This window comes from Stenotrophomonas sp. Steno-Z4 (assembly GCF_056393145.1).
This window is the reverse complement of record NZ_JBWJPC010000012.1, coordinates 1-25,845: the sequence shown is the minus strand read 5'-3', so window position 1 is coordinate 25,845 and position 25,845 is coordinate 1. Positions and strand designations below refer to the sequence as shown.

Here is a 25,845-nt window from a genome sequence, read left to right as displayed (position 1 = left end):
TCAATCGACCGGTAGCGCCGGCCGTTGGCCGGCCCACGCAATCGCCGAACGTTACCTCGCTATCCACCAGCCGATGACCAACGCCACCCCCAGCCACAGCCATTCGGCCACCCCGTTGGCCAGCTGAACCAATGTGAACGCCATGAACGGCCCCATCCGCAACGCTGATTCCCACGGATCCAGTCCCAGCGACCCGCCCAGGTAGGCCGACGCGATCCCCCAGTTGGCTGCCAATGCCACCAGCACGGTGCCCAGCAGGGTCAACGCCACCCGCAGCAGGCCGCCGCGCAGGTTGCCCAGGCGCAGCATGAAACCCAGCTCCAGGGCCACCAGGACGGCCATCCAGCCTGCCTGGCGGCCACTCAGCAGCGCGATGAACAACCAGGCCAGCGTGGCCGTGACAACTCCTAGCAACAACAGCGGGGGCCAGAGCCAGTGGGCGGACCTGGCGGGCGCAGAGGTGGGCGGCATGCATTCTTCCTTTGGTCCGCCACAGGATACCGGCTTGCGGGGTGACCGGCGCGTGGCCGGCCACTGGGCTAAAATGAGCGCCTTGCGGGAATCGGCCGCGACCCCATATCGATCCACATGTACTCCCGTAGCAGCGAACCCGTCCACTTCGAACGCGACTGCGAGGCCGTCATGGTCCCGCAGGGCGAAACGGTCACCTTGCCCGCCGGCAGCTATGGGTACATCACCCAGGCGCTGGGCGGCAGCTATACCGTATTTGTCGAAGGCAATCTGTTCCGCATCGCCGGCAAGGACGGCGACGCCATGGGCAAGGAACCGCCCGCGCCGCTGGAACTGCCCGCCGACGCCTCCGACGAGGAGGTCGAAAAGCTCGTCTGGCAGCAGCTGCGAACCTGCTTCGACCCGGAGATCCCGTTCAACATCGTCGACCTGGGCCTGGTCTACGAAGTGGAGCTCAAGCACCTGGATGACGGCCAGCGCGAGGTCGACGTCAAGATGACCCTGACCGCGCCGGCCTGCGGCATGGGCGATATCCTCGTCGACGACGTGCGCAGCAAGCTGGAAATGATCCCGACCGTGGTCGAAGCCGATGTCGAACTGGTGTTCGACCCACCGTGGGGCCAGCACATGATGTCCGAGGCCGCCCGCCTTGAAACCGGCATGCTGTAATTGAACCCGTAACCAGAACAGGAAATTTCCGGTGTCCCAGTCTTCCGTGAGCTTCACCACCACCCGTTCCGCCCAGCCGCGCAGCAGCGAGGAGCGTGAACGCATCCTGGCCGCCCCCGGTTTTGGTCTGCACTTCACCGACCACATGGTGGAAGTGCGGTGGGACAAGGACACTGGTTGGCACAACGCCAGCGTGCGCCCGTACGGCCCGCTGCAGCTGGACCCGGCCGCCGCGGTGCTGCACTACGGCCAGGAAATCTTCGAAGGCATCAAGGCCTACCGCCATGCCGACGGCTCGATCTGGACGTTCCGCCCCGATGCCAACGGCCGCCGCCTGCAGCGTTCGGCGCAGCGCCTGGCGCTGCCGGAACTGCCGGTGGAGATCTTCGTCGAATCGCTCAAGCAGCTGATCGCCGTGGATGCCAGCTGGGTGCCGTCGGCCGACGAATCCAGCCTGTACTTCCGCCCGTTCATGATCGGCGACGAAGCCTTCCTCGGCGTGCGCGGCGCGCAGAAGGCCGGCTACTACGTGATCGCCAGCCCGGCAGGTCCGTACTTCGCCAAGGGCGTGGCCCCGGTGTCGATCTGGCTGTCCACCGAATATGCGCGTGCGGCCAAGGGCGGCACCGGTGCGGCCAAGTGCGGTGGCAACTACGCCGCCTCGCTGCTGCCGCAGCAGAAGGCGCAGGCGCAGGGCTGCTCGCAGGTGCTGTTCCTGGATCCGGTCGAAGGCAAGTACCTGGAAGAACTGGGTGGCATGAACGTGTTCCTGGTCTACAAGGACGGCACCCTGGTGACCCCGGCGCTGTCCGGCAGCATCCTGGAAGGCATCACCCGCGAAAGCATCCTGCAACTGGCGCGCGACCGCGGCATGAAGGTCGAAGAGCGCAAGGTGACCATCGACGAGTGGAAGCAGGGCGTGGCCTCGGGCGAGATCGCCGAAGTGTTCGCCTGCGGGACCGCGGCGGTGGTCACGCCGATCGGCCAGCTCAAGGGCGAGGGCTTCTCGGTGGGTGACCTGACCGCCCCGGCTGGCGAAGTGACCATGTCGCTGCGCAAGGAACTGACCGACATCCAGTACGGCCGCCTGCCGGACCGCCATGGCTGGCTGGTGCGCCTGGACGGCTGATCGTTCGACGCGCGTTGGATACCCAAGGCCCGCCTGGCAACAGGCGGGCCTTTTTCATGGGCGGCGCCTGCCGAGGACCGGTCTGAACGATCCAAACGCACCCAACTCATTGACGCGCAAGCAATGTCTTGCCCATGACGCGCAAGACAGTGACGCAGGACACGAATTGCGTCCGTCGTGACCGCATCGGCACGGGGAAGTTTCTTCACATTCACAAACCGTTGACCCGAAAAGTCTCAGATCGAAACTTTCACAAGCCTGAAAGCGGGCTGAAACATTGTTGGGCCGAATCGAAACCACTAGCGTCCGGGTTCGGGCGGTTTCGCAGGGGAAAGCCGATCCGTCTTCCAGGTTCGATCCAAGCCACCGCTCCATAGCGCCGGATCTGACCGACCTTTGCCGCCTCGACGGCTCCTCACTCTTGAAGGGAATTCCGATGTCTCATGATCCGCAGCGCTTGCGTCAGCGTGCCTTGGTTGTACTCGGTGGTTCGGTGCTTTCGACCCTGCTCCTGGCGGCGCCGGCATTCGCCGGCGACGTGCAGTTGAGTGGCCTGGCGTCGGCCCCGACCCACCAGCGTTTCATCGTCAAGTACAAGGACGGCGCCACCGACGTGGCCACCCCGACCGCGCTGGCCAGTTCGCTCAAGGCCGCCGCCCAGGCCGTTCCTGCCGCGCAGGGGCGCGCGCTGGGCCTGCAGAAGCTGCGCCAGCTGGCCATCGGCCCGACCGTGGTCAAGGCCGACCGCCCGCTGGATGCCGCCGAATCGGAACTGTTGATGCGTCGCCTGGCCGCCGATCCGAACGTGGAATACGTCGAAGTCGACCAGCTGATGCACGCCACCCTGGTGCCCAACGACAGCCGCCTGTCCGAGCAGTGGGGCTTCGGCACCAGCAACGCCTCGATCAACGTGCGCCCCGCCTGGGACAAGGCCACGGGAACGGGCGTGGTGGTGGCGGTGATCGATACCGGCATCACCAACCATCCGGATCTGAACGCCAACATCCTGCCCGGCTATGACTTCATCAGCGATGCCGCGATGGCGCGCGATGGCGGTGGCCGCGACAACAATGCCAACGACGAAGGCGACTGGTACGCCGCCAACGAATGCGGCGCCGGCTACCCGGCTTCCAATTCCAGCTGGCACGGCACCCACGTGGCCGGCACCATCGCCGCGGTGACCAACAACACCACCGGCGTGGCCGGCACCGCCTACAACGCCAAGGTCGTTCCGGTGCGCGTGCTGGGCAAGTGCGGCGGCTACACCTCCGACATCGCCGATGCGATCGTGTGGGCATCCGGCGGCACCGTCAGCGGCGTGCCGGCCAATGCCAACCCGGCCGAAGTGATCAACATGTCCCTGGGCGGCGGCGGCACCTGCTCGACCACCTACCAGAACGCCATCAACGGCGCGGTCTCGCGCGGCACCACCGTGGTGGTGGCAGCGGGCAACAGCAACACCAACGTGTCCTCGTCGGTGCCGGCCAACTGCGCCAACGTGATCGCGGTGGCCGCCACCACCTCGGCCGGTGCCCGCGCCAGCTTCTCCAACTACGGTGCCGGCATCGATGTCTCGGCGCCTGGCCAGGCGATCCTGTCCACGCTCAACAGCGGCACCACCGTGCCGGGCGCTGCGTCCTATGCGTCGTACAACGGTACCTCGATGGCGGCCCCGCACGTGGCCGGCGTGGTCGCGCTGGTGCAGTCGGTCGCGCCCACCGCGCTGTCGCCGGCGGCCATTGAGACGCTGCTCAAGAACACTGCACGGGCCCTGCCGGGCGCCTGCAGCGGCGGCTGCGGTGCGGGCATCGTCGATGCGGATGCGGCCGTCACCGCCGCGCTGGGCGGGACCAACCCGAACCCGGGCACCGGCACGCTGCAGAACAACGTGCCGGTCAGCGGCCTGGGTGCTTCCAGCGGTGCATCGCTGGCCTACACCGTGGCCGTGCCGTCGGGCCGCTCGCAGCTGAAGGTGACCATCGCCGGCGGCACGGGTGATGCGGACCTGTACGTGCGTTCGGGCAGCGCGCCCACCGACACCGTGTACACCTGCCGCCCGTACCTGAGCGGCAACAACGAAACCTGCACGATCACCGCCCCGGCTGCGGGGACCTGGCACGTCCGGGTTAAGGCCTACAGCACCTTCTCCGGCGTGACCCTGACCGCGCAGTATTGATGTGATCGGTCACCCGACCAACGGTCGGGTGCTACCTGAGGTAGGTGCCGACCGTTGGTCGGCACGCCCCACGCGTGACGCGGTTACCGCGTCACGCGTCTTCGAACCGGTTCGCCGCGACGTTCTTTCGCACGTGTTCGGGGTTCCAGATGCGGCCGTTCATGGCGATGTACACGCCCGGATGCAGCGACTGCACCGCGCCGATCGCACAGCCGATGTTGAACTCGGCGTCCGAGCCGCGGAAGCGCGCCGGGCTGAGCGCCCCGGTCATGACGATGGTCTTGTCGGGGATGCTCTTGAGCACCCGGCCGGTCTGCACCATCGAATCGGTGCCGTGGGTGACCAGCACGTGGCGGGTCGGCTGCGCGGCGATGGTGGCGCGGATCAGCTCGCGGTCTTCGTCGGTGATGTGCAGCGAATCCTTGCGCAGGATCGGAATCACGTTGAAGCGGAAGGTCACGCCCAGCTCGCGCAGGATCATCCCGATCTGGGGATCGCCGATCTGGTAGTCCGACTTGTCGTCGAAGTAGATCTTGTCGATCGTGCCACCGGTGGTGATGATCAGTAGTTCTTCCATTGCAGGCTTCCTGGAGTGCGGGCGGTACCGCGCGGCAACACCCGCGCTGGGTGCCCATGATACGGCTGCCGGCGCCCGCCCGCAGCCGCGCGCGAGGCGCTCAACGCTTCGAGAAACGCCGGCGCAGGCCGGGCGCGCTGGAGATCCCGATCACCGCCAGGGCCAGCAGCAGTTCCAGCCAGGCAAAGTGCGCGGTTTCCGGGTGGCTCCAGGCACTCATCACGCCGTGGCTGAACCAGAACAGCGCCAGCACCCCGGCCCAGAACATCGCCTTGCCCCGCCCGGTGACCACGCCGAGCGCCAGCAGCAGCGGCGGGGCGGTGAAGACCAGCTGGCTGGCCAGCCAGTGCCGGTCGTGCGCGAACCACACCGCAAACACCGCCGCCAACGCCAGCAGCACGGTGGCCAACGTCCACTTCTGTGCGCGCGGGCTCATCCCAGCCGCCGCGCGATATCGGCCACGCGCCGGCCGAGCGCGCGCGCCAGGACCGCTTCGTCCTCGCTCGGCACCGGGTTGTCGTCGGCACCGGCCACATGGCTGGCACCGTAGGGGGTGCCGCCGGTGGTGGTATGGCTCAGCGCCGGTTCGGTGAACGGAATGCCCACGATCAGGCAGCCGTGGTGCAGCAGCGGCACCTGCATCGACAACAGCGTGGATTCCTGCCCGCCATGCAGCGACGCGGTGGAGGTGAACACCCCGGCGGGCTTGCCGGCCAGCGTGCCGTTGACCCACTCGGCCCCCAGCCCGTCGAGGAAATGCTTGACCGGCGCGGCCATGTTGCCGAACCGCGTCGGGCTGCCCAGCAGCAGGCCGCTGCAGTCGGCCAGGTCCTCCACGCTCACGTAGGGCGCACCGTCATCGGGCACCGGCGGCCGCGCGGTCTGGGTGACCGCCGCCACCGGCGGCACCGTGCGCAGGCGCGCGCTCATGCCGGGCACTTCGCCGATGCCACGCGCGATCTGGCGCGCAAGCCGCGCCACCGAACCGCCGCGGCTGTAATACAGCACCAGGATCTCCGCCATCTCGCTTCCGTTGTGTCCAGTCTGTCCGCAGTATGGCATTGCCTCCACCCGGCTTCAGGTACGCTTGCCACGATGGAACCCCTGGACACCCTCAACCTGTGGATGGAACGCGTGCGCGATCGCGCCCGTACCGCCAGCTTCGGTCGCTTCCTGTGGCGCCGCTTCCTCGACGACCGCCTGTTCCAGGCCGCCGCCTCGCTGGCCTACACCACCGTGTTCGCGCTGGTGCCGCTGGCGATCGTGGTGTTCGGCGTGCTCTCGGCGTTCCCGGTGTTCGACCGCTGGAGCGACACGCTCAGCGACTACGTGTTCTCCAACTTCGTGCCCAACGCCGCGCGCGCGGCCGAAGGCTACCTGCGCCAGTTCTCGGCCAGTGCCGGGCAGCTCACCGCCGCCGGCTTCATCGCGCTGGTGGTGTCGCTGCTGATCACCCTCAACAGCGTCGAGCAGACCTTCAACCAGATCTGGCGGGTCAGTTCGGCGCGGCCCAAGCTCACCCGCTTCCTGGTCTATTGGACCGTGCTGACCTTGGGCGCGATGCTGGCGGCCGCGTCGCTGGCCGTATCGGCCCGCGTGTTCGCGCTGCCGCTGTTCGGCACCAGTGAAGGCCGCCTGCTGGCCAATGCGTCGTTGACCCTGGCGCCGATCCTGATCGAGTTCGTCTGCATCATGCTGGTCTACCGGGTGGTGCCGCACCACACGGTGAAGTGGCGGCATGCCATTCCCGGCGCGATCCTCGCGGCAGTGATGCTGGAGCTGGTGAAGTGGGGCATGGGCGCCTACCTGGGCAGCTTCCAGTCCTACCAGAAGCTTTACGGCACGGTGGCCTTCGTGCCGATCCTGCTGCTGTGGATCTACCTGTGCTGGGTCTCGGTGCTGCTGGGTGCCTCGCTGGCCTCGTCGATCGCCGCGTTCCGCTACCAGCCGGCGGACCTGCGCCTGCCCACCGGCTACGAACTGTATGGCCTGCTGCGCCTGATCGGCCGCTTCCACCAGGCGCGCATGGACGGACGCGGGCTGGATGAAGACGAGATCCTGGGGCTGGAGCCGATGCTGACCGACTCGCTCCTGCAGAGCATGCTCTGCGACCTGGAAGCGATCCGGGTGGTGCGCCGAGACGAGCAGGGCCAATGGCTGCTGTCGCGCGACCTGGACAGGCTCACCCTGGCCGACCTCTACGAATCCACGCAGCTGCGCATTCCGGTCAAGGAAGCCTACCTGCCTTACCGCGACGACAGCCTCGGTACCGCCTCGGTGGCGGCGCTGGATGCCCTGCGGCTGCCGCTGCGCGAGCTGCTCAAGCGCCGCGTCAGCGATATCTATTCCCCGTCTGGAGACACCCCATGACCTTCAAGCCCCTGCTGCTGGCCGTCGGCCTGCTCGCCCTGGCCGGCTGCAACAAGCCGGCACCGCAGCCCGAGGCGTCCGCCCCGGCGCCGGCCCCCGCAGCAGAACCGGCCGCCCCGGCCGCCGACCGCGCCACGCCCGACCTGGAGCGCAAAACCGTGGCGCAGCCGCGGCTGGTGCTGCCCGCCCTCGACGGAACCACCTACGACCTGGCCGCACATCGCGGCAAATGGGTGGTGGTGAACTTCTGGGCGACCTGGTGCGCGCCGTGCCGCAAGGAAATGCCGGAGCTGTCGGCACTGCATGCCATGCGCGAGGAGATCGAAGTGGTCGGCCTGGCCTACGAAGACATCGAGCCGGAGGAGATGAAGGCGTTCCTGCAGAAGCTGCCGGTGACCTACCCGATCGTGCTGGTGGACACCTACAACCCGCCGGAAGACTTCGCCGTGCCGCGCGGCCTGCCGCTGACCTACCTCATCGCCCCGGACGGCAAGGTCGCCAAGGAATTCCTGGGCCCGGTCACCGCAGCGGACATCGAAGCGATTGTGCATTGACGATTTGCCCTTGGTTGATTGATCCCGATCCGCGAACGCCACGTAACAATTCGTAGCGCCGGCCGTTGGCCGGACACCGCGCGCAGCGCGGCCCAAGTGTCCGGAGACGGTTGCGCCACGCTCGCGACCAACACGCCGGGGTTTACAGGTTCCGAAGCCGTCTGTCGGGCGTTCATGAAGCCGGAGCGAAAAGCGGCCGGCCAACGGCCGGCGCTACCGTCGGCTTCGGATCGTCCAAGCGTCGGACGGATTACCGGAGCCGCGTTTTGCCGGCTGCGGATACGTGGGCCGCGCTGCGCGCGGTGTCCGGCCAACGGCCGGCGCTACGAATTCATACGAGCCCATCAGGATCGGGATCAATCAACCTGGGAGTCATGAGGTGACAGGTTGATCGGCTTCAATGCCGCGTATTGTTCCTTGTGCAGTTTTCCCTTGAGCGGCGGCAGGTCCGGGATGGGATCGTCCACCCTGGTATCGGGCAGGCGATCCAGCAGGTTGCGGATCAATCCCAGCCGCCCGCGCTTCTGGTCGTTGAAGTCCACCAGCGTCCACGGCGCCTCTTCCCGATGCGTCGCGCGCAACATCGCCTCGCGCGCTTCGGTATACGCGCTGTACTTGCTGCGCGATTTGAGGTCCACCGGTGACAGCTTCCAGCCCTTGAGCGGGTCCACGTGGCGCTCGGCAAAGCGTTTCTCCTGCTGCACCTGGTCGACCGTGAGCCAGTACTTGAACAGCAGGATGCCATCGTCCACCAGCAGCTTCTCGAACACCGGCGCCTGCGCCAGGAACGCGTGGTACTCGGCCTCGGTGCAATAGCCCATCACGTGCTCGACCCCGGCCCGGTTGTACCAGCTGCGGTCCATCAGCACGATCTCGCCGGCAGCGGGCAGGTGCGACACATAACGCTGGAAGTACCACTGGGTACTTTCGCGGTCGGTCGGCTTGGGCAGCGCCACCACCCTGCACTGGCGGGGGTTGAGGTGCTCGGCGATGGCCTGGATGGCGCCGCCCTTGCCGGCGGTATCGCGGCCCTCGAACATCACCAGCACGCGCTGCCCGGTGTGCTGGGCCCAACGCGCCATCGCCGTGAGTTCGAGCTGCATCGGTTCAAGCAGTGCCTGGTACGCCTTGCGCTTGAGCTTGCCCATCGGTGCGGGATTCCGGCTGACAGAAGAAGCCCGAGCCTAGCGCAATGGGTAGTCAGCCCGCGTGTGCATCCTGCCAGCCATGCAAACGCCCCATCGCCTGCACCTCGGCACTGAAGTCGCGGGCGAACCCGGCCATGTCGAACAGGCCGGTGTCCGAACGCCGCTGGGCCAGGGTGGCGCGCAGCGCTGCCAGCGCCTGCGGGTCGTTGCCCAGCGCGATGGCGGTCTCCACGAAGACGCGGTCGTCGGCAGCGTTCATCGCCGGCAGCTGCAGGTGATGGTTGAGCGAGCCGGCCACGCGCGACGCGAACGTCGCGCCCGGGCAGGTCAGCACCGGGCAGCCGGCCCACAGTGCATCGGATGCGGTGGTATGCGCGTTGTACGGGTGCGTGTCCAGGAACAGGTCCGCCTGCTGGTAGCGCGCCAGGTAGGTCGGGTGCGGCAGCTTGGGCATGAATACCAGCCGCGCCGGATCCAGCCCCGCCTCGCGCGCCGCCGTGCGCAGCCGCGCATCGGCATTGCCCGGCCCGGACAGCAGCCACAACACGCTGCCCGGCACGCCCTGCAGCACCGCGAACGCGCGGCGCATGCTGCGCGGGTTGAGCTTGTAACTGTTGTTGAAGCAGCAGAACACCACGCCCTGCGCGGGCAGGCCACAGGCCTCGCGGCCTGGCGCGGGCTCCAGCACGCGGGTGTTGTCCGAGGGCTGGAACGCGCGGGGCAGGCGCCGGACCTGTTCGCTGAAGGCCGGCGTCAGCGCGGCAGGCAGCACGTAGTCATCGGCCAGCACGTAGTCGATCCACGCCGCGCCCGACGTGCCCGGATACGCCAGCCAGTTCACCTGCACCGGGGCCGGGCGCATCGCCAGTACCGCCGGCGCGCCACCGCCGCCCCAGCCACGCAGATCGAACAGCACATCGATGCCGGTCGCGCGGATCCGCGCGGCGATCGCCGCGTGCGGCAGGCTCGACACGTCATGCAGTGCAGTGGCAGCGGCCTGCAGGCGCGCGCGGATCGCGCTGCCATCATCGGCGTTGAGGGCAAACAGATGCAGCTCCAGCGCGCCGAGCGCACGCAGCTGCTCGAACAGCGCCACGGTAAGCAGCCCGGTCGGGTGCGCGCCGAAGCCATTGGAAAGGAAACCCACGCGCAGCTGGCCCTCGCGGCGGACCTGCGCAGGCGGCAGCGCACGCACTCCCTCGGCAATGCCCGCAGCGCGCTGCCGCGCACACGCCCGCTGCTCGGCGGCGCTGGCGTCTTCGCTGAGGAAGGCGAACGGCTCCACCACCGCCGCGCCCTGCGCCACGGCCTGGCGCACCTGCTGGGACAGCGGTTCGAGTTCGCGCCAGTCGCACAGCCGGCGTTGCCAGTTGAGCAGCTGGGCGGTGATGTAAGGCTCGCCGGGCAGCAGCCGATGCGCGTGGCGGTAGGCATCGGCAGCGGCTTCGGGCTGGCCGGCGTCTTCCAGCGCGTGGCCCAGCCACAGTGCGATGCCGGGGTGCTCCGGGACCAGGTTGGCGGCCTGGCGCAACAGCGTGGCTGCTTCGCCATGGCGGCCCTGCATCCAGCGCGTGCGGCCCAGCCGGGCCAGCGCTTCGGGGTGGCCGGGGCGCAGTTGCAACGCGCGTGTAGCGGCGTGATCGCCGGCAGCGGTGTCACCGGCCTCAAGCTCGGCGTCGGCCAGCATCACCCAGGCGATGAAGTCCTGCGGCTGGCGCTGCACCGCGCTGCGCAGCTGCTCGCGCTGCGGGTCCATGCTCACGCGCCGGCGGACAGCTGGGCCAGTTCATCGGCCTGGTGTTCGTGAATCAGCCGCTCCACCAGCGTGTCCAGCTCACCGGCGATGATGTTGGGCAGGTCGTACAGGGTCAGCCCTTCCACGCGGTGGTCGGTGATCCGGCCCTGCGGGAAGCTGTAGGTGCGGATGCGCTGGCTGCGGTCGCCGCTGCCGACCTGCAGCCGGCGGCTTTCCGCGGTGGCGGCCGCCTGCTTGCTGCGCTCGGCATCGAGCAGCTGCGCCTTCAGGCGCTTCATCGCCTTGTCGCGGTTGGCGTGCTGGCTGCGCTCGGTCTGGCATTCCACTACCACGCCACTGGGCACGTGGGTGATGCGGATGGCCGATTCGGTCTTGTTGACGTGCTGGCCACCGGCGCCGGACGAGCGGAACGTATCCACCCGCAGGTCGGCCGGGTTGATGACGATCTCATCGACCTCGTCGGCTTCGGGAATGATCGCCACCGTGGCCGCCGAGGTGTGGATGCGGCCCTGCGACTCGGTGGCCGGCACGCGCTGCACGCGGTGCGTGCCGGATTCAAACTTGAGCTTGGAATAGGCGCCGCGGCCGACCACGCGCGCCACGATCTCCTTGTAGCCGCCATGCTCGCCGGGGCTGTCCGATTCGATCTCCACCTTCCAGCCCTGGCGCTCGGCATAGCGCGCGTACATGCGGAACAGGTCGCCGGCGAAAATCGCTGCCTCGTCGCCGCCGGTGCCGGCGCGCACTTCCAGGAACAGGTTGCCATCGTCGCGCGGATCGCGCGGCACCAGCAGCAGCGCCAGGTCATGGTCCAGCTGCTGCAGGCGATCCTGCGCGGCGGTGATTTCCTCCTCGGCCAGCTCGCGCAGGTCCGGGTCGGCACGCATCGCTTCGGCGGCGGCCAGGTCGGCCAACGCCCGCGCTTCGTCGTCCAGCGCCGTGGCGATCGGCTGCAGCTGGGCGAATTCACGTGAAAAATTGCGGAAGCGCTCGTTGTCGCCGACCACATCCGGGTCGGCCAGCAGGCGTTCAAGTTCTTCGCGGCGTTCGGCCAGCGCTTCCAGCTTACGGCGCAGGGTCGGCGTCATCGTTGCTCACGGCAGGGTGTTGGTAGCCCGGCTTGGCCGGGAACAGACGCTCGGCGGCGCGGGTCAATTCAGTATCGCCGCTGAGCGCGGCCGCACGCAGCGCGGCGGTCGGCGGGTGCAGCAGGCGGTTGGTCAGGCCATGCGCGAGCAGCTCCAGCACCTCCTCCGGAGATTTGCCGTGGGCCAACTGCTGGCGCGCCTTGTCCAGCATTTCCACCCGGGTGGCTTCGCCGTACGCGCGCAGCTGGCGCAGCGGCGCCTGGTGCGCGTTGGCCTGCAGGGTCTCGACGAACCGCGATACCTGCAGCTCGATGATGGCTTCGGCTTCAGCGGCCGCCTCGCGCCGGCTGCGGCGGTTGTCCTCCACCGCGCGCTCCAGGTCGTCGACCGTGTACAGGAAGGCGTCCTGCAGCTCGCCCACCCCGGTTTCGATATCGCGCGGCACCGCCAGGTCGAACAGCAGCATCGGCTTGTGCTTTCGGGAGCGCAGCGCGGCGGCGATCTGCGCCTTGGTGATCACCGGCTCGCGCGCGGCGGTGGCCGAAAACACCACGTCGGCTTCGCCCAGGTGGCGTTCCAGCTCGGTCAGCGGCAGCGCCACGCCGCCGTGGCGGGTGGCCAGCTCCTGTGCGTGCGCCAGGGTGCGGTTGGCGATCAGCAGCCGGCGGACTCGGCCTTCGCTGAGGTGGCGGGCGGCCAGTTCGATGGTTTCGCCGGCACCGACCAGCAGTACGGTGGAGTCTTCCAGCCGCGCGAAGGAGTTCTGCGCCAGGCGCACTGCGGTGGAGGCCACCGAGATCGGGTTGGCGCCCACGCGGGTATCGGTGCGCGCGCGCTTGGCCACCGAGAAGGTCTGCTGGAACAAGCGATCCAGGCGCTGGCCGAGCAGGCCATGGTCGCGCGCGGTCGCCCAGGCGTCCTTCACCTGGCCCAGGATCTGGGGCTCACCCAGCACCATCGAGTCCAGCCCGGTGGCGACCCGGAACAGGTGGCGCACCGCATCGGCATCGGCATGCTGGTACAGGTAACCGTGCAGCTGCCCGGCGTGCGACTCCAGCCACTGCGCCAGCGCCTCGCCCGATTCGGCCACGGCATACAGCTCCGTGCGGTTGCAGGTGGACAGCAGCACCGCCTCGGCCACCTGCGGGGCATCGCGCAGCGACGCCAATGCCTGGGGCAGGGCGTCGCCGCCAAAGGACGCGCGTTCGCGCAGTTCCACTGGCGCGGTCTGGTGATTCAGTCCGAGCACCCACAGGGTCATTGTTCAGTTGCTTGCGATAAGCTGCTGGCCATTCAAGTCGTCATTTTAAGGCCAGAAGCCCCCGATGCCCGCATTGATTCGCATCTCCAGCGTTCTGCTGCTGTCCCTGTTCACCGCCAACGCCCTGGCGGCGGCCCCGGCTGCACCGGCCGGCAAGGCCGGAACGGCCGAACCGGCGTCGCTGACCCCGGTCATGGCCGGGGAGTTCGCGCTGCAGGCCGGCAAGCTGCCCGAGGCCGCGCGCTGGTACCTGGAGGCCGCCGAGGCGGGCCGTGACGACGCCGGCCTGGCCGAGCGCGCCACCCGGATCGCCATGCTCGCCGACGATGACAAGCGCGCCAGCCGCGCGTTGGCCCTGTGGGAGAAGCGCGCGCCCCGTTCGTTGTCCATGCGCAGCGCTGCGGCCGCGCTGGACCTGCGCAAGGGCGATGTGAAGGGCGCGCGGACCGAGCTGGCCAGCCTGCTGCGTGACCCGGACCCGCGCGGCTGGAAGTTCGCACTGGCCGCGCTGGTCGGTGGGGGCCGCGACCCGGCCGCCGCCGCCGATGTGCTGGGCCGGTTGGTCGACGACAACGCCATCCCCAACCAGCTCGAGCCCTGGCAGGAATTCGGCCGGCTGGCCATGCGCATGGACCGGCCCGAGCTGGCCCGGCGCATGGTCGATGAAGTGGTGCGCCGCTTCCCCGGTGAGCCGCGCGTGGCGCTGCTCAATGCCAGCCTGATGTTCCAGGCCGGCAAGACCGACGACGCCCTGGCAGCGCTGCGTTCGGTGGAGCCGCGCACCGCCGAAGACCCGGAGCTGCGCAATGCCGTGGCCATCGCCTACGACGCCATGGGCGATGCGACATCGGCCGAGCGCGTGCTCGCGGTCGGTCCGCAGAACGTGCAGACCTGGGGCATGCGCGCCTCGCTGCTGGCCAAGCAGAAGGACGATGTGGCGCTGCTGGCGCTGTATACCGATCTCTCGAAGCAGGCGACCAAGCCGGATCCGGCGCAGCGCCTGCTGCTGGGCAAGATCGCCGAATACCTCAAGCGCCATGCCGAAGCGGTGGACTGGTACCTCAGCGTGCCGGGCGGCGAAGAGCGCGCCGAAGCGCGCCTGCGTGCGGCCAGCGCACAGTACGAACTGGGCCAGACCGACAAGGCCTTCGCCGGGGTGCACGCGATCCAGTCCGACGCCATGATCGACGACGAAGCGCGGCGCGATGCCTACCTGCTCGAAGCCGAGCTGCGCCAGCGGGGCGATGACCTGCCGGGTGAGCTGGACGCGCTGGCCCGGGGCCTGGCCGCCTACCCGGACGAGAACGCGCTGCTGTATGCCCGCGCGCTGGCCTGGGAGCGCCGCGATGACGTGCCGCGCGCCGAAGCGGACCTGCGCAAGATCCTGGTGACCGAGCCGGAGAACGTGGCCGCGCTCAATGCGCTGGGCTACACCCTTGCCGACCGCACCACGCGCTACCAGGAAGCATTGGAGATGATCGACCGTGCCCGCGTGGCCGAGCCGGACAACGCCGCCATCGTCGACAGCTACGGCTGGGTGCTCTATCGCCTGGGCCGCAACGAAGAAGCGCTGGTGCAGCTGCGCCGCGCCTGGACGCTGGCCAAGGACCCGGAAATCGCCGCGCATGTGGGGGAGGTGCTGTGGGTGCTCGGCCGCAAGGACGAGGCCCGCCGTTTCTTCGATGAAGCACGCAAGCTCGACCCGGAAAACCGTGCGCTGCAGCGCGTGATCGAGAAATACGGCGTATGAACCTGATTCCCGTGAAGGCCGCCCTGGCGGCGGTCCTGGCCGTGTCGTTGTCGGCCTGCGTGTCACTGGACACGCGCAAGGCCCCGGCCGCCCCCGATGTGGTGACCACCGTGAGCACCGAAGCGCAGCAGGCCGAGGCCGCGCGCGTGGACGCGCTGCGCGCACAGCCGGCGTGGTCGTTCCAGGGCCGGGTCGCGGTCAGCAAGGGGCGCAACGGCGGCAGTGGTCGCATCGATTGGCAGCAGCAGGCGCGGCAGTACGTGGTGTCGCTGAGCGCGCCCGTCACCCGGCAGAGCTGGACCCTGAGCGGCGACAGCGAAAGCCGCAGCGGGCGCCTGGACGGCGTGGACGGTGGTCCCCGCCAGGGCGAGGATGCGCAGCAGGTGCTGCTGGAGGCCACCGGCTGGGATATCCCGGTCAACCAGTTGCCGGACTGGGTGCGCGGCCTGGTCGCCGAAGGGGCCGGCGCCGGGCAGATCGATCGGGACGCCGACGGCCGGCCGCGCCGCGTCCGCCAGATGGACTGGGAGATCCAGTTCCTGGACTGGTATCCGGCCGAAGGCGACCGCCCGGTGCTGCCGCGGCGGATCGAGGCGGTCAATGGCGACGCCAAAGTGCGCCTGCTGGTCGACGGCTGGGTGCTCGGCAGCCCATGAGCGCGCTGGACCTGAACGCCGGTGGGCCGTGGTTTCCGGCCCCGGCCAAGCTCAACCTGTTCCTGCACATCACCGGCCGCCGCGCCGACGGCTACCACGAACTGCAGAGCGTGTTCCGGCTGCTGGACTGGGGCGACCGGGTCCAGTTGCAGGTGCGTGAAGACGGCCAGGTGCGTCGTGTGGGGCCGTCCGTGCCCGGCGTGGCCGAGGCCGATGATCTCGCCGTGCGTGCTGCGGTCCTCCTGAAAAATCATGCGAACGTCGCGCAAGGTGTCGATATCGCCGTCGAAAAGCACATTCCTGCCGGTGGCGGTTTTGGCGGGGGTTCTTCCGATGCGGCGACCGTCCTGGTGGCGTTGAACGCGCTCTGGAAAACGGGTCTGGACGAAGACGCGCTGGCCGGCCTGGGCCTGCAGCTGGGCGCGGACGTGCCGGTCTTCGTGCGCGGCCGCAACGCCTGGGCCGAAGGCGTGGGGGAACAACTGACCCCGCTGGTGCTGCCGCCGGCCTGGTATGTGATCGCCGACCCCGGCGTTCACGTGCCCACGGCTGCACTTTTCGCCAGTCCCGATTTGACGCGCGACGCCCCAGTAGCGAAAATAGCGGACTTCGCTTCCGGGTCTTTGCTCGGGAATGCGTTCGAGCCGGTACTGCGCCGTCGCGAACCTGCCGTCGAGGCAGTGCTTATCGCGTTGGACAGGATTGGCCGGGCACGACTCACCGGGTCGGGAAGCGGTTGTTTCGTCGAGTTCGCCACGCGCGCTGCTGCAGAGCAGGGCCTGGCGCGTTTGCCGAAGGAACTGCGGGCATGGGTGGCTGCGGGCGTGGAGCGCTCGCCACTGCTTGATGTACTCGAGCGTTATTGATTTTGATGCAGGGGCGTCGCCAAGAGGCCCAAGGCACCAGGTTTTGATCCTGGCATTCGGAGGTTCGAATCCTCCCGCCCCTGCCACTTGCGGACGCCAACCGCGTTCCATGCGCATGCTGCGCGGACACGGTTGAACGGCCGCGGTGTTGTCACCGCAGACGTCCTCGGGCGCCGGCGGCCGAGTTCTCCGCCAATCGCTCCCGCCCGAGACCGTCATGATGCAAGATCACCCGAACCTGCTGGTATTTTCCGGCAACGCCAACAAGCGCCTTGCGCAGAGCATCTGCAAGGAACTGGGGGTGCGACCGGGCAAGGCGCTGGTGTCGCGCTTCTCCGATGGCGAAGTGCAGGTCGAAATCGAAGAGAACGTCCGCAAGCAGGACGTCTTCGTGATCCAGCCGACCTGCGCGCCCAGTGCCGAGAACCTGATGGAACTGCTGGTCCTGATCGATGCGCTCAAGCGCGCTTCGGTCAACAGTGTCACCGCCGTGGTGCCGTACTTCGGCTACTCGCGCCAGGATCGCCGCATGCGCTCCTCGCGCGTGCCGATCACCGCCAAGGTCGCTGCCAAGATGTTCAGCGCCGTTGGCGCCGACCGCGTCCTGACGGTGGACCTGCATGCCGACCAGATCCAGGGGTTCTTCGACATGCCGGTGGACAACGTGTATGCCTCGCCGCTGCTGCTCGCCGATATCTGGCGCGCCTACGGCACTGAAAACCTGATCGTGGTGTCCCCGGACGTGGGTGGCGTGGTGCGTGCGCGTGCCGTCGCCAAGCGCCTGGACGATGCCGACCTGGCGATCATCGACAAGCGCCGTCCGCGCGCCAACGTCTCCACCGTGATGAACATCATCGGTGACGTCGAAGGCAAGACCTGCGTGATGGTCGATGACATCGTCGATACCGCCGGCACCCTGTGTGCGGCCGCCGCGGCGCTGAAGGCGCGTGGCGCCCTCAAGGTGGCCGCGTACTGCACCCACGCCGTGCTCTCGGGCCCGGCGGTGGACAACATCAACAACTCCCAGCTCGACGAGCTGGTGGTGACCGATACCATCCCGCTGCGTGAAGAAGCGCGCGTGTGCAGCAAGATCCGCCAGCTCAGCGTGGCGGAAATGCTGGCCGAAACGATGCGCCGCATCGCCTTCGGCGAGTCGGTCAGCTCGCTGTACGTGGATTGATTCGTTTTTTCCTGGCCGCCGGCAACGGCAGCCAGGGCCCCGGGGACGTCTGGTCGCGGACGTGCCCTTCATCGCCAAGCCATTCCGGCAAGGCAACAACTGGTAGAAGCAAAATGTCGAAGACCCATGAAATCAAGGTCACCAAGCGTGAACTGCAGCGTAAGGGTGCGAGCCGCCGCCTGCGTCACGCCGGTGTGATCCCGGCCATCGTGTACGGTGGCAACGCCGAACCGGTCGCCATCAGCCTGGACCACAACGCCACCTGGCTGGCCCAGCAGAACGAGTGGTTCTACTCGTCGATCCTGAGCCTGAACCTGGACGGCCAGATCACCAAGGTCCTGCTGCGTGACATGCAGCGCCACCCGCACAAGCAGCTGATCATGCACCTGGATTTCCTGCGCGTGGATGAGAACCAGGCCCTGACCGCTTCGGTGCCGCTGCACTTCCTCAACGAAGACACCTCGCCGGCCGGCAAGGCTGCCGACGTCGTGGTCACCCACGAACTGAAGGAAGTCACCATCAGCTGCCTGCCGAAGGACCTGCCGGAGTCGATCGACGTCGACCTGGGCGAGCTGAAGGCTGGCGATGTGGTGTACCTGTCCAACATCAAGCTGCCGAAGGGCGTTGAGATCGTTGCCCTGGCCCAGGGCAAGGACCACGACGACGCCATCGTCACTGCCAAGCACGGCAAGGGCGAAGCCGCTGACGAAGAAGTGGCTGCTGCAGAGTAAGTGATTGCGGCGCCTGTCCCCCCGGGGCAGGCGCCGTTTCTGCATGTACCGGCACGACGCCGGTAGCGATGAAGAAGAGCGATGACAGGATTGCGATTGATCGTTGGCCTGGGTAACCCCGGACCCGAGCACGCCCAGACCCGGCACAATGCCGGGTTTCGTTTCATTGACGCCCTGGTCGCACAGGCCGGCGCGCGCTGGAGCGTGGACAGCAAGCTGTTCGGCGAGACCGCCAAGGTCGATATCGCCGGCCAACCGGTGTGGCTGCTCAAGCCCGCCACCTTCATGAATCTCAGTGGCAAGTCGGTCACCGCCGCCCAGCGCTTCTGGAAGATCGAGCCCGAGGAAACCCTGCTGGCGCACGACGAACTGGACCTGCCGCCCGGCGTGGCCCGGCTCAAGTTCGATGGCGGCCACGGTGGCCAGAACGGCCTGCGTGACACCATCCGCCTGCTCGGCCATGGCAGGTTCCACCGCCTGCGCATCGGCATCGGTCATCCCGGTCACAAGGACCGCGTGGTGCCATGGGTGCTCGGCCGTGCCAGCAAGGACGATGACGTGCTGATCGGGCATGCCATCGACGACGCCATCGACGTACTGCCGCTGGCCGTGCGTGGCGATTACAGTGAGGCGATGAAGCGCCTGCACACCCCGAAATAACCACGGCGCACCGACCGACGGTCGGTGCCTACCACCCCAGAGGTTGTCAAAGATGGGTATCAAATGCGGCATCGTCGGCCTGCCCAACGTCGGCAAATCGACCCTGTTCAACGCGCTGACCAAGGCGGGCATCGCCGCGGCCAACTTCCCGTTCTGCACCATCGAGCCGAACGTCGGCATCGTGCCCGTGCCGGATCCGCGCCTGAACGAACTGGCGGCGATCATCAACCCGCAGAAGGTCATCCCGACCGCCGTGGAGTTCGTCGACATCGCCGGCCTGGTTGCCGGTGCCGCCAGCGGTGAAGGCCTGGGCAACAAGTTCCTGGCCCACATCCGCGAAGTGGATGCGATCACCCACGTGGTGCGCTGCTTCGAGCATGGCGACATCATCCACGTGGCAGGCAAGGTGGATCCGATCTCGGACATCGAGACGATCGACATCGAGCTGGCCCTGGCTGACCTGGACAGCGTGGAAAAGGCGCTGAACCGCGCCGAGCGCGCGGCCAAGGGTGGCGACAAGGATGCCGCGGCACGCAAGCCGGTGCTGGCCAAGCTCCAGGCTGCGCTGGCCGACGGCAAGGCGGGTCGTTCGGTGGGCCTGGACGAGGAAGAGAAGGCGCTGGTGCGCGACCTGTTCCTGCTGACGCTGAAGCCGGTGATGTACATCTGCAACGTGCTGGAAGACGGCTTCGAGAACAATCCGCACATGGAAGCGGTGCGCGCGCACGCTGCGGCCGAGGGCGCGATGGTGGTGCCGGTCTCGGCGGCGATCGAAGAAGAGCTCTCGCAGCTGGACGACGAAGACCGCGACACGTTCCTGGCCGACCTCGGCCTGAGCGAGCCGGGCCTCAACCGCGTGATCAACGCGGCGTACAAGCTGCTCGGCCTGCAGACCTACTTCACCGCCGGCGTGAAGGAGGTCCGCGCCTGGACCGTGCGCAAGGGCGCCACCGCCCCGCAGGCGGCCGCCGTGATCCACACCGACTTCGAGAAGGGCTTCATCCGCGCCGAAACCATCGCGTATGACGACTTCATCAAGTACAAGGGCGAAGCCGGCGCCAAGGAAGCCGGTCGCCTGCGCCTGGAAGGCAAGGAATACCGCGTCCAGGAAGGCGACATCCTGCACTTCCGCTTCAACGTCTGATTCAACACGACGCTGATGTCCGCAACGCCCCGCCTCGAGCGGGGCGTTTGCGTTTGGGCGTGGACAATAATTAGCCACGCCCCGAAAGCGCTGTGCGACAGGCTTCACCGCACTTGTCCACAGCAAACTCCCATGGCTTTCCACGATGCGTGTGGAAAACCTGTCGTTCGCCTGGACAAATAATCACCACGCACTCAAGACCGTTGCAGCGCGGGGCTCATGCAGGGTTGTCCACAGCTAACTCCCACCGCTCTCCACGACCCCTGTGGAGAACCCGCAAGCCACTACCGTAGAGCCGGGCTCTGCCCGGCTGCTTCACGCATCTGGGCGAACAGCCTTGCGCTGCGAGCGAACCTGGCTTGGGCCGTCGGGTGCGGGTTTGCGGGACACGCCGTAAATACGTCCTTGTAGGCTCGTAGAAAACATCCATGTTTTCTACGGTCCCGCAAACCCACCCCCGCCGGCCCCCGACAGTTGGCAGGTGGCCAGGGAAGGAGCGGAATTCCCGTTGTTCGGCATGCTCCGGCATCGCCGGTAGGGTTGGTTCCCAAACAACCGCCGTGAACGTATCTGCGTCCGGTAGCGCATGAATTGGATCGGAATGATCGGGCGGCCAACGGCCGTCCCCCGCGTTTCCCATGGCAACGACATACCGTCAAAGGCGGGTCGGGGCGGGTTTCCGGGGGTGTAGAAAACATGGATGTTTTCTACAAGCCCCCATGGATGGGTTCACGGCGTCCCCCGGAAACCCGCACCGTCCCGCCAAGCCAGACGATCGTTGCAGAACGGCTGTTCGCCTCAACCCAACAGCAGCCCCGCGCAGCGTGGCGCCAAGCAATCCAGGCAAGCAAGGCAATCCCGCGCTTACAGCGCAGACCCACCAAACTTGTGCGTGTACTGCAGGTTCAACTGGCGGCCGACGGTATCGAACCACGACACGTCGTAATACGGGTACGACGTATAGGTCGCGTCCTTCGGCGGCATCTTGTTGAACAGGTTCACCACCGACAGCGACAGGCGCGAATGGTCATCGAAGCGATACTGCACCGACAGGTTGTAGCGGTACGTCGCCTTCATCCACGGGCTGTCGCCGCTCTCCCAGTCGAAGCTCTGGTCGTAGCTGTCGAAGCTCGGCAGCTTGCCCAGCCGCGAACCGTACAGCGTGGTCGACCACGCAGCGTTCTCCCAGGTCAGGCTGGCACTGGTCTTGGTGCGCGGAATGTCGAAGCCGCTGTTGACCGCGAACTGGTCTTCCACCACGTCCCCGGCGAACTGCTGGAAATCATGGCGCTGCACCCACGTGTGGTTGCCGCTCAGGATGAAATCACCGACGCCGGTGGTCAGGCGGTAGCGCAGGCCGACGTCGATGCCGCGGGTGGTTTCGCGGGCGATGTTGATCGGGCTCACGTGCACCCCGTACAGGCGGCCGTCGTCGGTTCGGGTGACGCGGCTGATGGCGTCCACGCAGGTCGGCGAGCTGGCATCAGCATCGCCCAGGCGGCAGGCTGCCTCGTCGCGCAGGATCGTGCTCACGTCCATGTCCTGCACCTGGTCGCGCATGTCGATGTCGAACCAGTCCACCGACAGGTCCAGGCCCACGGCAGGCGACCACACCAGACCCGCGCTCCAGGACGTGCTGGTCTCCGGGTCGAGCTGGCGGTTGCCCTCGCGGGTCCGGATCAGGTTTTCCTCGTAATCGGAGCAGTCGTCCGCGCCATCCACCGCGCAGGCGTAGTAGTCGTTGGCACTGGTTTCATCGTTGCCCGGGCCGGCATACACATAGTGCAGGTCCGGCGCGCGGAACGCGGTGCCGTACGAGCCGCGCACCAGCAGCGAATCGATCGGCCGCCACTCGATACCGCCGCTCCAGGTCGCCTTGCCGATCGTGTTGCCCGAGTAGCGGTACTGGTCGAAGCGGCCGGCCACGCTCACGTTGAGCGTGTCGTGCAGCGGCAGTCGCAGCTCGGCCGCGGTGGCCCAGCGGTTGCGGCTGCCATGGCCGTCCGAATCCTTCCAGCTGTAGTAGTAGTACTGCGTGGCCAGCGGATCGGGATTGAGCGCGTAGGACTGGTTGCCGAACTCGGCGGTGGCCGCAAAGCCGGCCTTGCCGCCGGGCAGCTCGAACAGCTCGCCGTTGGTCAGGGTCAGCGTGGCGGTATCGGTGCGCGACTTGGGCGTGTAGGTGGTGCGCGCGGCGATCGAATCGTACTCGGCGCGGGTCAGCGGCCGGTACAGGCGCGCCGGGTCGGCGTTGTAGATCGGGAAGCCATCGTCGTCCTCGCCCAGCTGCGGGCCCAGGAACAGGTCGTTGGCCTTGGCCGCGATGATCTGCGGCCAGCGGATCGACGACTGGTACTGCGAATGGCTCAGCGAGGCCTCGTAATCCCAGGCCGCGTCCAGCGAGCCCTTGAACCCGGTGGTGACACTGAAGGTCTTCTGGGTGCTGCGGATCATGCCGTTGCTCAGCCCGCCCATTTCCTCCGGCGAGAACTGGCGCTGCCAGAACTCCACCTGGTCGGTGGCCTGGTTGTGGAAGTAGCCGTCCTCGTTGCCATCCGGCGCCATCAGCCCCCACTGGGTCACGTCGCGCATCAGCGCGATGTCGTGGTAGCCCAGCTGTACGTCGGCGAACCACTCCGCGCCATTCTCGAAGCCATGGCGCAGCGAGGCGTAGCCGTTGGCGCCACGGCGCTTGCTCAGGATCGTGCCGTAGCCGATCGAGCGGTCGCTGCCGCAATAGAAACCATAGCGCGCGCGCTCGGCGTAGTAGGTGCTGCCCTTGTTCTGTCCGGCCAGCGCATCGCAGGTGGCCTGGCCCGGGTCCAGGTAATCGTCGTTGTAATCCGTGCGCAGGTAAGCGCGGCGCGCGGCGCGCGCGCTTTCGGTGGGGGCGTCGAGGGTGGAATCCTGCTGGGTGCGCTCATAGGCCCAGAGCGGGGTCTGCGACTGCAGCTCCAGGCTGTATACCGCACTGAACCTGCCCGAATCGAAGCCGCTGGCGATGCTCATGTCGAACGACTCGCCACCGCCTTCGGTGGTGGTGCCCATGCGCACGTCCACCGTGGTGCCATCGACCTGCTTCTTCAGGATGAAATTGACCACGCCCGCGATCGCGTCCGAGCCGTAGATGGCCGACGCGCTGCCGGTCAGCACTTCGATCCGGTCGATCATGCCCAGCGGGATGTTGGAGACGTCGGTGAAGTTGCTGCGGCCCTGGAACGGCATCGGGAAGTCGGCAATCCGGCGGCCATTGACCAGCACCAGGGTGTGGTTCGGCCCCAGCCCGCGCAGGTCGACCTGCTGCGCGCCCGGTGAGAAATCGGCACCGCTGGCGGACTGCTGGCTCTGGGTCTCGCCGCCGTTCTGGGTCATCGAACGCAGCACGTCCGGCACGCTGGTGAAACCGCTGGCCTGGATCTGCTCGGCGGTGATCACCGTCACCGGGGCGGGGCCTTCAACCTGGGCGCGCGGAATGCGCGAGCCGGTGACCTGCACCGTGTCCAGCTGCTGCACCCCGGTGGCCGGGGCCTGCGCCGCCGCGGTTGCGGCCACACCCATCAACGCCAGCTGGATCGACCACGCCATCGCCTGTTTACGCATGAGAATTCCCAACAAGAAAGTAGGCCTCAGGGGAGGCCGCGACCCCCATTCACATTCGGTGAACGGACGGCGCGCATTTAACGCCTTTTTTACGCTGTTCACCACTGCCTCATCTTCAGGAAGGGGCTGAAGCCGATTTCCGGCCCCAGCCACGGCCTGTATGGCTTTCGGCCGATGCAGGCGGGCGTGCGGCGCGGGCATGATGGGGGTTCACCCGCTCCGGTCATCGCCATGTCCCGTCGATCCGCCCTCCTGCTGTCCCTGTGCCTGCTCAGCCCCCTCACATTGGCCGCCGAACCGGTGCTGGTCATCCATGGTGGGGCAGGGGTGCAGCGCAAAGATCTCTCGGCGGCCGAGGAAAAGGCGGCGCGCGCGGCACTGGGCCAGGCGCTCATCAAGGGCCACCAGGCGCTGGCAGCCGGCAAGCCGGCGCTGGACGCGGTCACCGTCGCCATCACCGTGCTCGAGGACGATCCGACCTTCAATGCCGGCAAGGGCGCGGTGTTCACCCATGACGGGCGCAACGAACTGGATGCCGCGCTGATGGACGGCGCCAGCCTCAAGGCCGGCGCAGTGGCCGGCGTGCAGCGCGTGCGCAACCCGATCCTCCTCGCCGAAGCGGTGATGCAGCACTCCCCGCACGTGATGATGGTGGGCCAGGGTGCCGAGACCTTCGCCGCGAGCCAGGGCATCGCGCTGGTCGATCCGTCCTATTTCCGCACCGAAAAGCGCTGGCAACAGCTGCAGAAGGCGCTGAAGGAAGAGGCCAGCGGCCAGGCCCATGCCGATCTGGAAACGGCCCGCCACTTCGGCACCGTGGGTGCCGTCGCGCTGGACAGCCAGGGCCACCTGGCCGCCGGCACCTCCACGGGTGGCATGACCAACAAGCGCTACGGGCGGGTGGGCGACTCACCGATCATTGGCGCCGGCACCTATGCAAACGCCACCTGTGCGGTGTCCGGCACCGGCTGGGGCGAGTACTACATCCGCACGGCCGCCGCGTACGACATCTGCGCGCGCATGCAGTACCTGAAGCAGGGCCCGGAAGAGGCCGGGCGCGAGGTGATCAATACGCGCATTCCCGCGCTGGGCGGCGATGGTGGTGCGATCGTGCTGGGGGCTGATGGCCGTGCCGCCACGCCGTTCAATACACAGGGCATGTATCGCGGCTGGATTGGTGCCGACGGCGTGCCGCACGTGGCGATCTTCGCGGACGAAACGCTGACGCTTCCGGGCCAATAGCCCGCGTTGTCAGGGCAAATTGCGATTCGTGTGAAAAATTTCAAAAAGGTTGTTGACAGAACCCGCATTCACCCCCAAAATTCACGGCTCTTCCACCCCACACCGAAAACGCTTCGGCGCCACGGGACAGGGTGGTAAGGAGGGATACCCAAGCGGCCAACGGGGGCAGACTGTAAATCTGCTGGCTTACGCCTTCGGTGGTTCGAATCCACCTCCCTCCACCAGTTTCATGCAGTTTCAAGTTGTGGCAAGAGCTTCCGATGCGGGAGTAGTTCAATGGTAGAACCTCAGCCTTCCAAGCTGATGGTGCGGGTTCGATCCCCGTCTCCCGCTCCATTGAATGGATTTGAATATATTCAAATTCGTGCCATAATTCAAAACTCGCTCACGTAGCTCAGTCGGTAGAGCACCTCCTTGGTAAGGAGGAGGTCGAAGGTTCGATTCCTTTCGTGAGCACCATCTTAGTGCCACCATTCAGACGATTTCGAGATAAGCAGCCATGGCCAAGGGTAAGTTCGAGCGCACCAAGCCGCACGTCAACGTCGGCACCATCGGTCACGTCGACCACGGCAAGACCACGCTGACCGCCGCACTGACCAAGATCGGTGCCGAGCGCTTCGGTGGCGAGTTCAAGGATTATTCCTCGATCGACGCCGCGCCGGAAGAAAAGGCCCGTGGCATCACGATCTCGACCGCACACGTCGAATACGAATCCCCGACCCGTCACTACGCCCACGTCGATTGCCCGGGCCATGCTGACTACGTCAAGAACATGATCACCGGTGCTGCCCAGATGGACGGCGCGATCCTGGTCTGT

Annotated in this window: 23 protein-coding genes and 4 tRNA genes; 18 read left to right on the top strand and 9 right to left on the bottom strand. The window is 67.3% G+C overall.

Going from position 1 to position 25,845, the window contains the following annotated elements; translation table 11 throughout:
* Positions 1 to 51: 51 nt before the first annotated feature.
* Entirely contained in the window at positions 52 to 471 is a 420-nt protein-coding gene (locus tag AC06E7_RS18845; RefSeq protein ID WP_068849394.1) for a hypothetical protein, read from the bottom strand.
* 117 nt (positions 472 to 588) lie between these two features.
* On the opposite strand from AC06E7_RS18845, the gene sufT reads away from it, so the two are divergent.
* From sufT to AC06E7_RS18830, 3 genes are all read left to right on the top strand, one after another.
* Entirely contained in the window at positions 589 to 1,140 is a 552-nt protein-coding gene (sufT, locus tag AC06E7_RS18840; RefSeq protein WP_068849396.1) for a putative Fe-S cluster assembly protein SufT, read from the top strand.
* Between the two features lie 31 nt (positions 1,141 to 1,171).
* The gene (locus AC06E7_RS18835) at positions 1,172 to 2,269 is read left to right on the top strand and encodes a branched-chain amino acid aminotransferase (RefSeq protein WP_093534546.1); all 1,098 of its coding nucleotides are present in this window, start codon (positions 1,172 to 1,174) and stop codon (positions 2,267 to 2,269) included.
* Positions 2,270 to 2,705: 436 nt separating this feature from the next.
* Positions 2,706 to 4,445, top strand: coding sequence for a S8 family peptidase (locus AC06E7_RS18830; RefSeq protein WP_447784246.1), 1,740 nt, complete (start codon positions 2,706 to 2,708; stop codon positions 4,443 to 4,445).
* A gap of 91 nt (positions 4,446 to 4,536) precedes the next feature.
* Here the strand turns inward: AC06E7_RS18830 and AC06E7_RS18825 are convergent, their stop codons facing one another.
* The 3 genes from AC06E7_RS18825 to wrbA all read right to left on the bottom strand — a co-directional run bounded on the left by AC06E7_RS18825 (position 4,537) and on the right by wrbA (position 6,045).
* A complete protein-coding gene (locus AC06E7_RS18825; RefSeq protein ID WP_478065601.1) occupies positions 4,537 to 5,022 on the bottom strand; it encodes an asparaginase domain-containing protein in 486 nt (161 codons plus the stop codon).
* A 100-nt stretch (positions 5,023 to 5,122) separates the two neighbouring features.
* Positions 5,123 to 5,458, bottom strand: coding sequence for a DUF2069 domain-containing protein (locus AC06E7_RS18820; protein ID WP_217538802.1), 336 nt, complete (start codon positions 5,456 to 5,458; stop codon positions 5,123 to 5,125).
* Positions 5,455 to 6,045, bottom strand: a complete 591-nt coding sequence (gene wrbA / locus AC06E7_RS18815; RefSeq protein WP_478065600.1) for an NAD(P)H:quinone oxidoreductase — start codon at positions 6,043 to 6,045, stop codon at positions 5,455 to 5,457. Before wrbA ends, AC06E7_RS18820 begins: the two co-directional genes overlap by 4 nt.
* Before the next feature lie 72 nt (positions 6,046 to 6,117).
* Here wrbA and AC06E7_RS18810 point away from each other — a divergent pair, with 72 nt between their 5' ends.
* Together AC06E7_RS18810 and AC06E7_RS18805 are read left to right on the top strand one after the other, a co-directional pair.
* Positions 6,118 to 7,392, top strand: a complete 1,275-nt coding sequence (locus AC06E7_RS18810; RefSeq protein ID WP_184124866.1) for a YihY family inner membrane protein — start codon at positions 6,118 to 6,120, stop codon at positions 7,390 to 7,392.
* Positions 7,389 to 7,946, top strand: coding sequence for a TlpA family protein disulfide reductase (locus tag AC06E7_RS18805; protein WP_478065599.1), 558 nt, complete (start codon positions 7,389 to 7,391; stop codon positions 7,944 to 7,946). Before AC06E7_RS18810 ends, AC06E7_RS18805 begins: the two co-directional genes overlap by 4 nt.
* 356 nt (positions 7,947 to 8,302) lie before the next feature.
* Here AC06E7_RS18805 and ppk2 read toward each other — a convergent pair whose 3' ends face one another.
* Genes ppk2 through hemA form a run of 4 tightly spaced genes read right to left on the bottom strand, consistent with a single transcriptional unit; the run spans position 8,303 to position 13,199 of the window.
* Positions 8,303 to 9,094, bottom strand: a complete 792-nt coding sequence (gene ppk2 / locus AC06E7_RS18800) for a polyphosphate kinase 2 (protein WP_478065598.1) — start codon at positions 9,092 to 9,094, stop codon at positions 8,303 to 8,305.
* 52 nt (positions 9,095 to 9,146) lie between these two features.
* The gene (locus AC06E7_RS18795) at positions 9,147 to 10,856 is read right to left on the bottom strand and encodes an O-linked N-acetylglucosamine transferase, SPINDLY family protein (RefSeq protein WP_478065597.1); all 1,710 of its coding nucleotides are present in this window, start codon (positions 10,854 to 10,856) and stop codon (positions 9,147 to 9,149) included.
* A complete protein-coding gene (gene prfA / locus AC06E7_RS18790; protein WP_217538806.1) occupies positions 10,853 to 11,938 on the bottom strand; it encodes a peptide chain release factor 1 in 1,086 nt (361 codons plus the stop codon). Before prfA ends, AC06E7_RS18795 begins: the two co-directional genes overlap by 4 nt.
* A complete protein-coding gene (gene hemA / locus AC06E7_RS18785) occupies positions 11,916 to 13,199 on the bottom strand; it encodes a glutamyl-tRNA reductase (RefSeq protein ID WP_478065596.1) in 1,284 nt (427 codons plus the stop codon). Before hemA ends, prfA begins: the two co-directional genes overlap by 23 nt.
* A gap of 64 nt (positions 13,200 to 13,263) precedes the next feature.
* Here hemA and AC06E7_RS18780 point away from each other — a divergent pair, with 64 nt between their 5' ends.
* The 8 genes from AC06E7_RS18780 (at position 13,264) to ychF (ending at position 20,186) form a co-directional block, all read left to right on the top strand.
* Positions 13,264 to 14,949, top strand: a complete 1,686-nt coding sequence (locus AC06E7_RS18780; RefSeq protein ID WP_478065595.1) for a tetratricopeptide repeat protein — start codon at positions 13,264 to 13,266, stop codon at positions 14,947 to 14,949.
* The gene (gene lolB, locus AC06E7_RS18775; protein ID WP_184124878.1) at positions 14,946 to 15,605 is read left to right on the top strand and encodes a lipoprotein insertase outer membrane protein LolB; all 660 of its coding nucleotides are present in this window, start codon (positions 14,946 to 14,948) and stop codon (positions 15,603 to 15,605) included. Before AC06E7_RS18780 ends, lolB begins: the two co-directional genes overlap by 4 nt.
* Positions 15,602 to 16,471 carry a 4-(cytidine 5'-diphospho)-2-C-methyl-D-erythritol kinase gene (gene ispE, locus AC06E7_RS18770; RefSeq protein WP_184124880.1) on the top strand — a complete coding sequence of 290 codons (870 nt, stop codon included), beginning with the start codon at positions 15,602 to 15,604 and terminating at the stop codon, positions 16,469 to 16,471. The genes lolB and ispE overlap by 4 nt, the downstream gene beginning before the upstream one ends.
* Before the next feature lie 9 nt (positions 16,472 to 16,480).
* A tRNA-Gln gene (locus AC06E7_RS18765) sits at positions 16,481 to 16,557 on the top strand.
* 134 nt (positions 16,558 to 16,691) lie between these two features.
* Positions 16,692 to 17,651: a ribose-phosphate diphosphokinase gene (locus AC06E7_RS18760; RefSeq protein ID WP_038692467.1), complete on the top strand. Its 960-nt coding sequence runs from the start codon at positions 16,692 to 16,694 to the stop codon at positions 17,649 to 17,651.
* 113 nt (positions 17,652 to 17,764) lie between these two features.
* Entirely contained in the window at positions 17,765 to 18,382 is a 618-nt protein-coding gene (locus AC06E7_RS18755) for a 50S ribosomal protein L25/general stress protein Ctc (protein ID WP_217538809.1), read from the top strand.
* Between the two features lie 81 nt (positions 18,383 to 18,463).
* Entirely contained in the window at positions 18,464 to 19,042 is a 579-nt protein-coding gene (gene pth / locus AC06E7_RS18750) for an aminoacyl-tRNA hydrolase (RefSeq protein ID WP_184124884.1), read from the top strand.
* Positions 19,043 to 19,094: 52 nt separating this feature from the next.
* Positions 19,095 to 20,186 (top strand): redox-regulated ATPase YchF, encoded by a 1,092-nt coding sequence (gene ychF / locus AC06E7_RS18745; RefSeq protein ID WP_478065594.1) that lies wholly within the window; start codon positions 19,095 to 19,097, stop codon positions 20,184 to 20,186.
* 864 nt (positions 20,187 to 21,050) lie between these two features.
* On the opposite strand, the gene AC06E7_RS18740 is transcribed toward ychF, so the two are convergent.
* Entirely contained in the window at positions 21,051 to 23,786 is a 2,736-nt protein-coding gene (locus AC06E7_RS18740) for a TonB-dependent receptor plug domain-containing protein (RefSeq protein WP_478065593.1), read from the bottom strand.
* Positions 23,787 to 24,017: 231 nt separating this feature from the next.
* Here AC06E7_RS18740 and AC06E7_RS18735 point away from each other — a divergent pair, with 231 nt between their 5' ends.
* The 5 genes from AC06E7_RS18735 to AC06E7_RS18715 form a co-directional block, all read left to right on the top strand.
* Positions 24,018 to 25,028, top strand: coding sequence for an isoaspartyl peptidase/L-asparaginase family protein (locus tag AC06E7_RS18735; RefSeq protein WP_478065592.1), 1,011 nt, complete (start codon positions 24,018 to 24,020; stop codon positions 25,026 to 25,028).
* Between the two features lie 138 nt (positions 25,029 to 25,166).
* Positions 25,167 to 25,252 (top strand) — tRNA-Tyr (locus AC06E7_RS18730).
* A gap of 38 nt (positions 25,253 to 25,290) precedes the next feature.
* Positions 25,291 to 25,364: transfer RNA gene (locus tag AC06E7_RS18725), tRNA-Gly, on the top strand.
* Between the two features lie 47 nt (positions 25,365 to 25,411).
* A tRNA-Thr gene (locus AC06E7_RS18720) sits at positions 25,412 to 25,487 on the top strand.
* A gap of 40 nt (positions 25,488 to 25,527) precedes the next feature.
* Positions 25,528 to 25,845, top strand: a 318-nt coding sequence (locus AC06E7_RS18715; protein WP_478065591.1) for a GTP-binding protein, incomplete at its 3' end; no start/stop codon positions are given.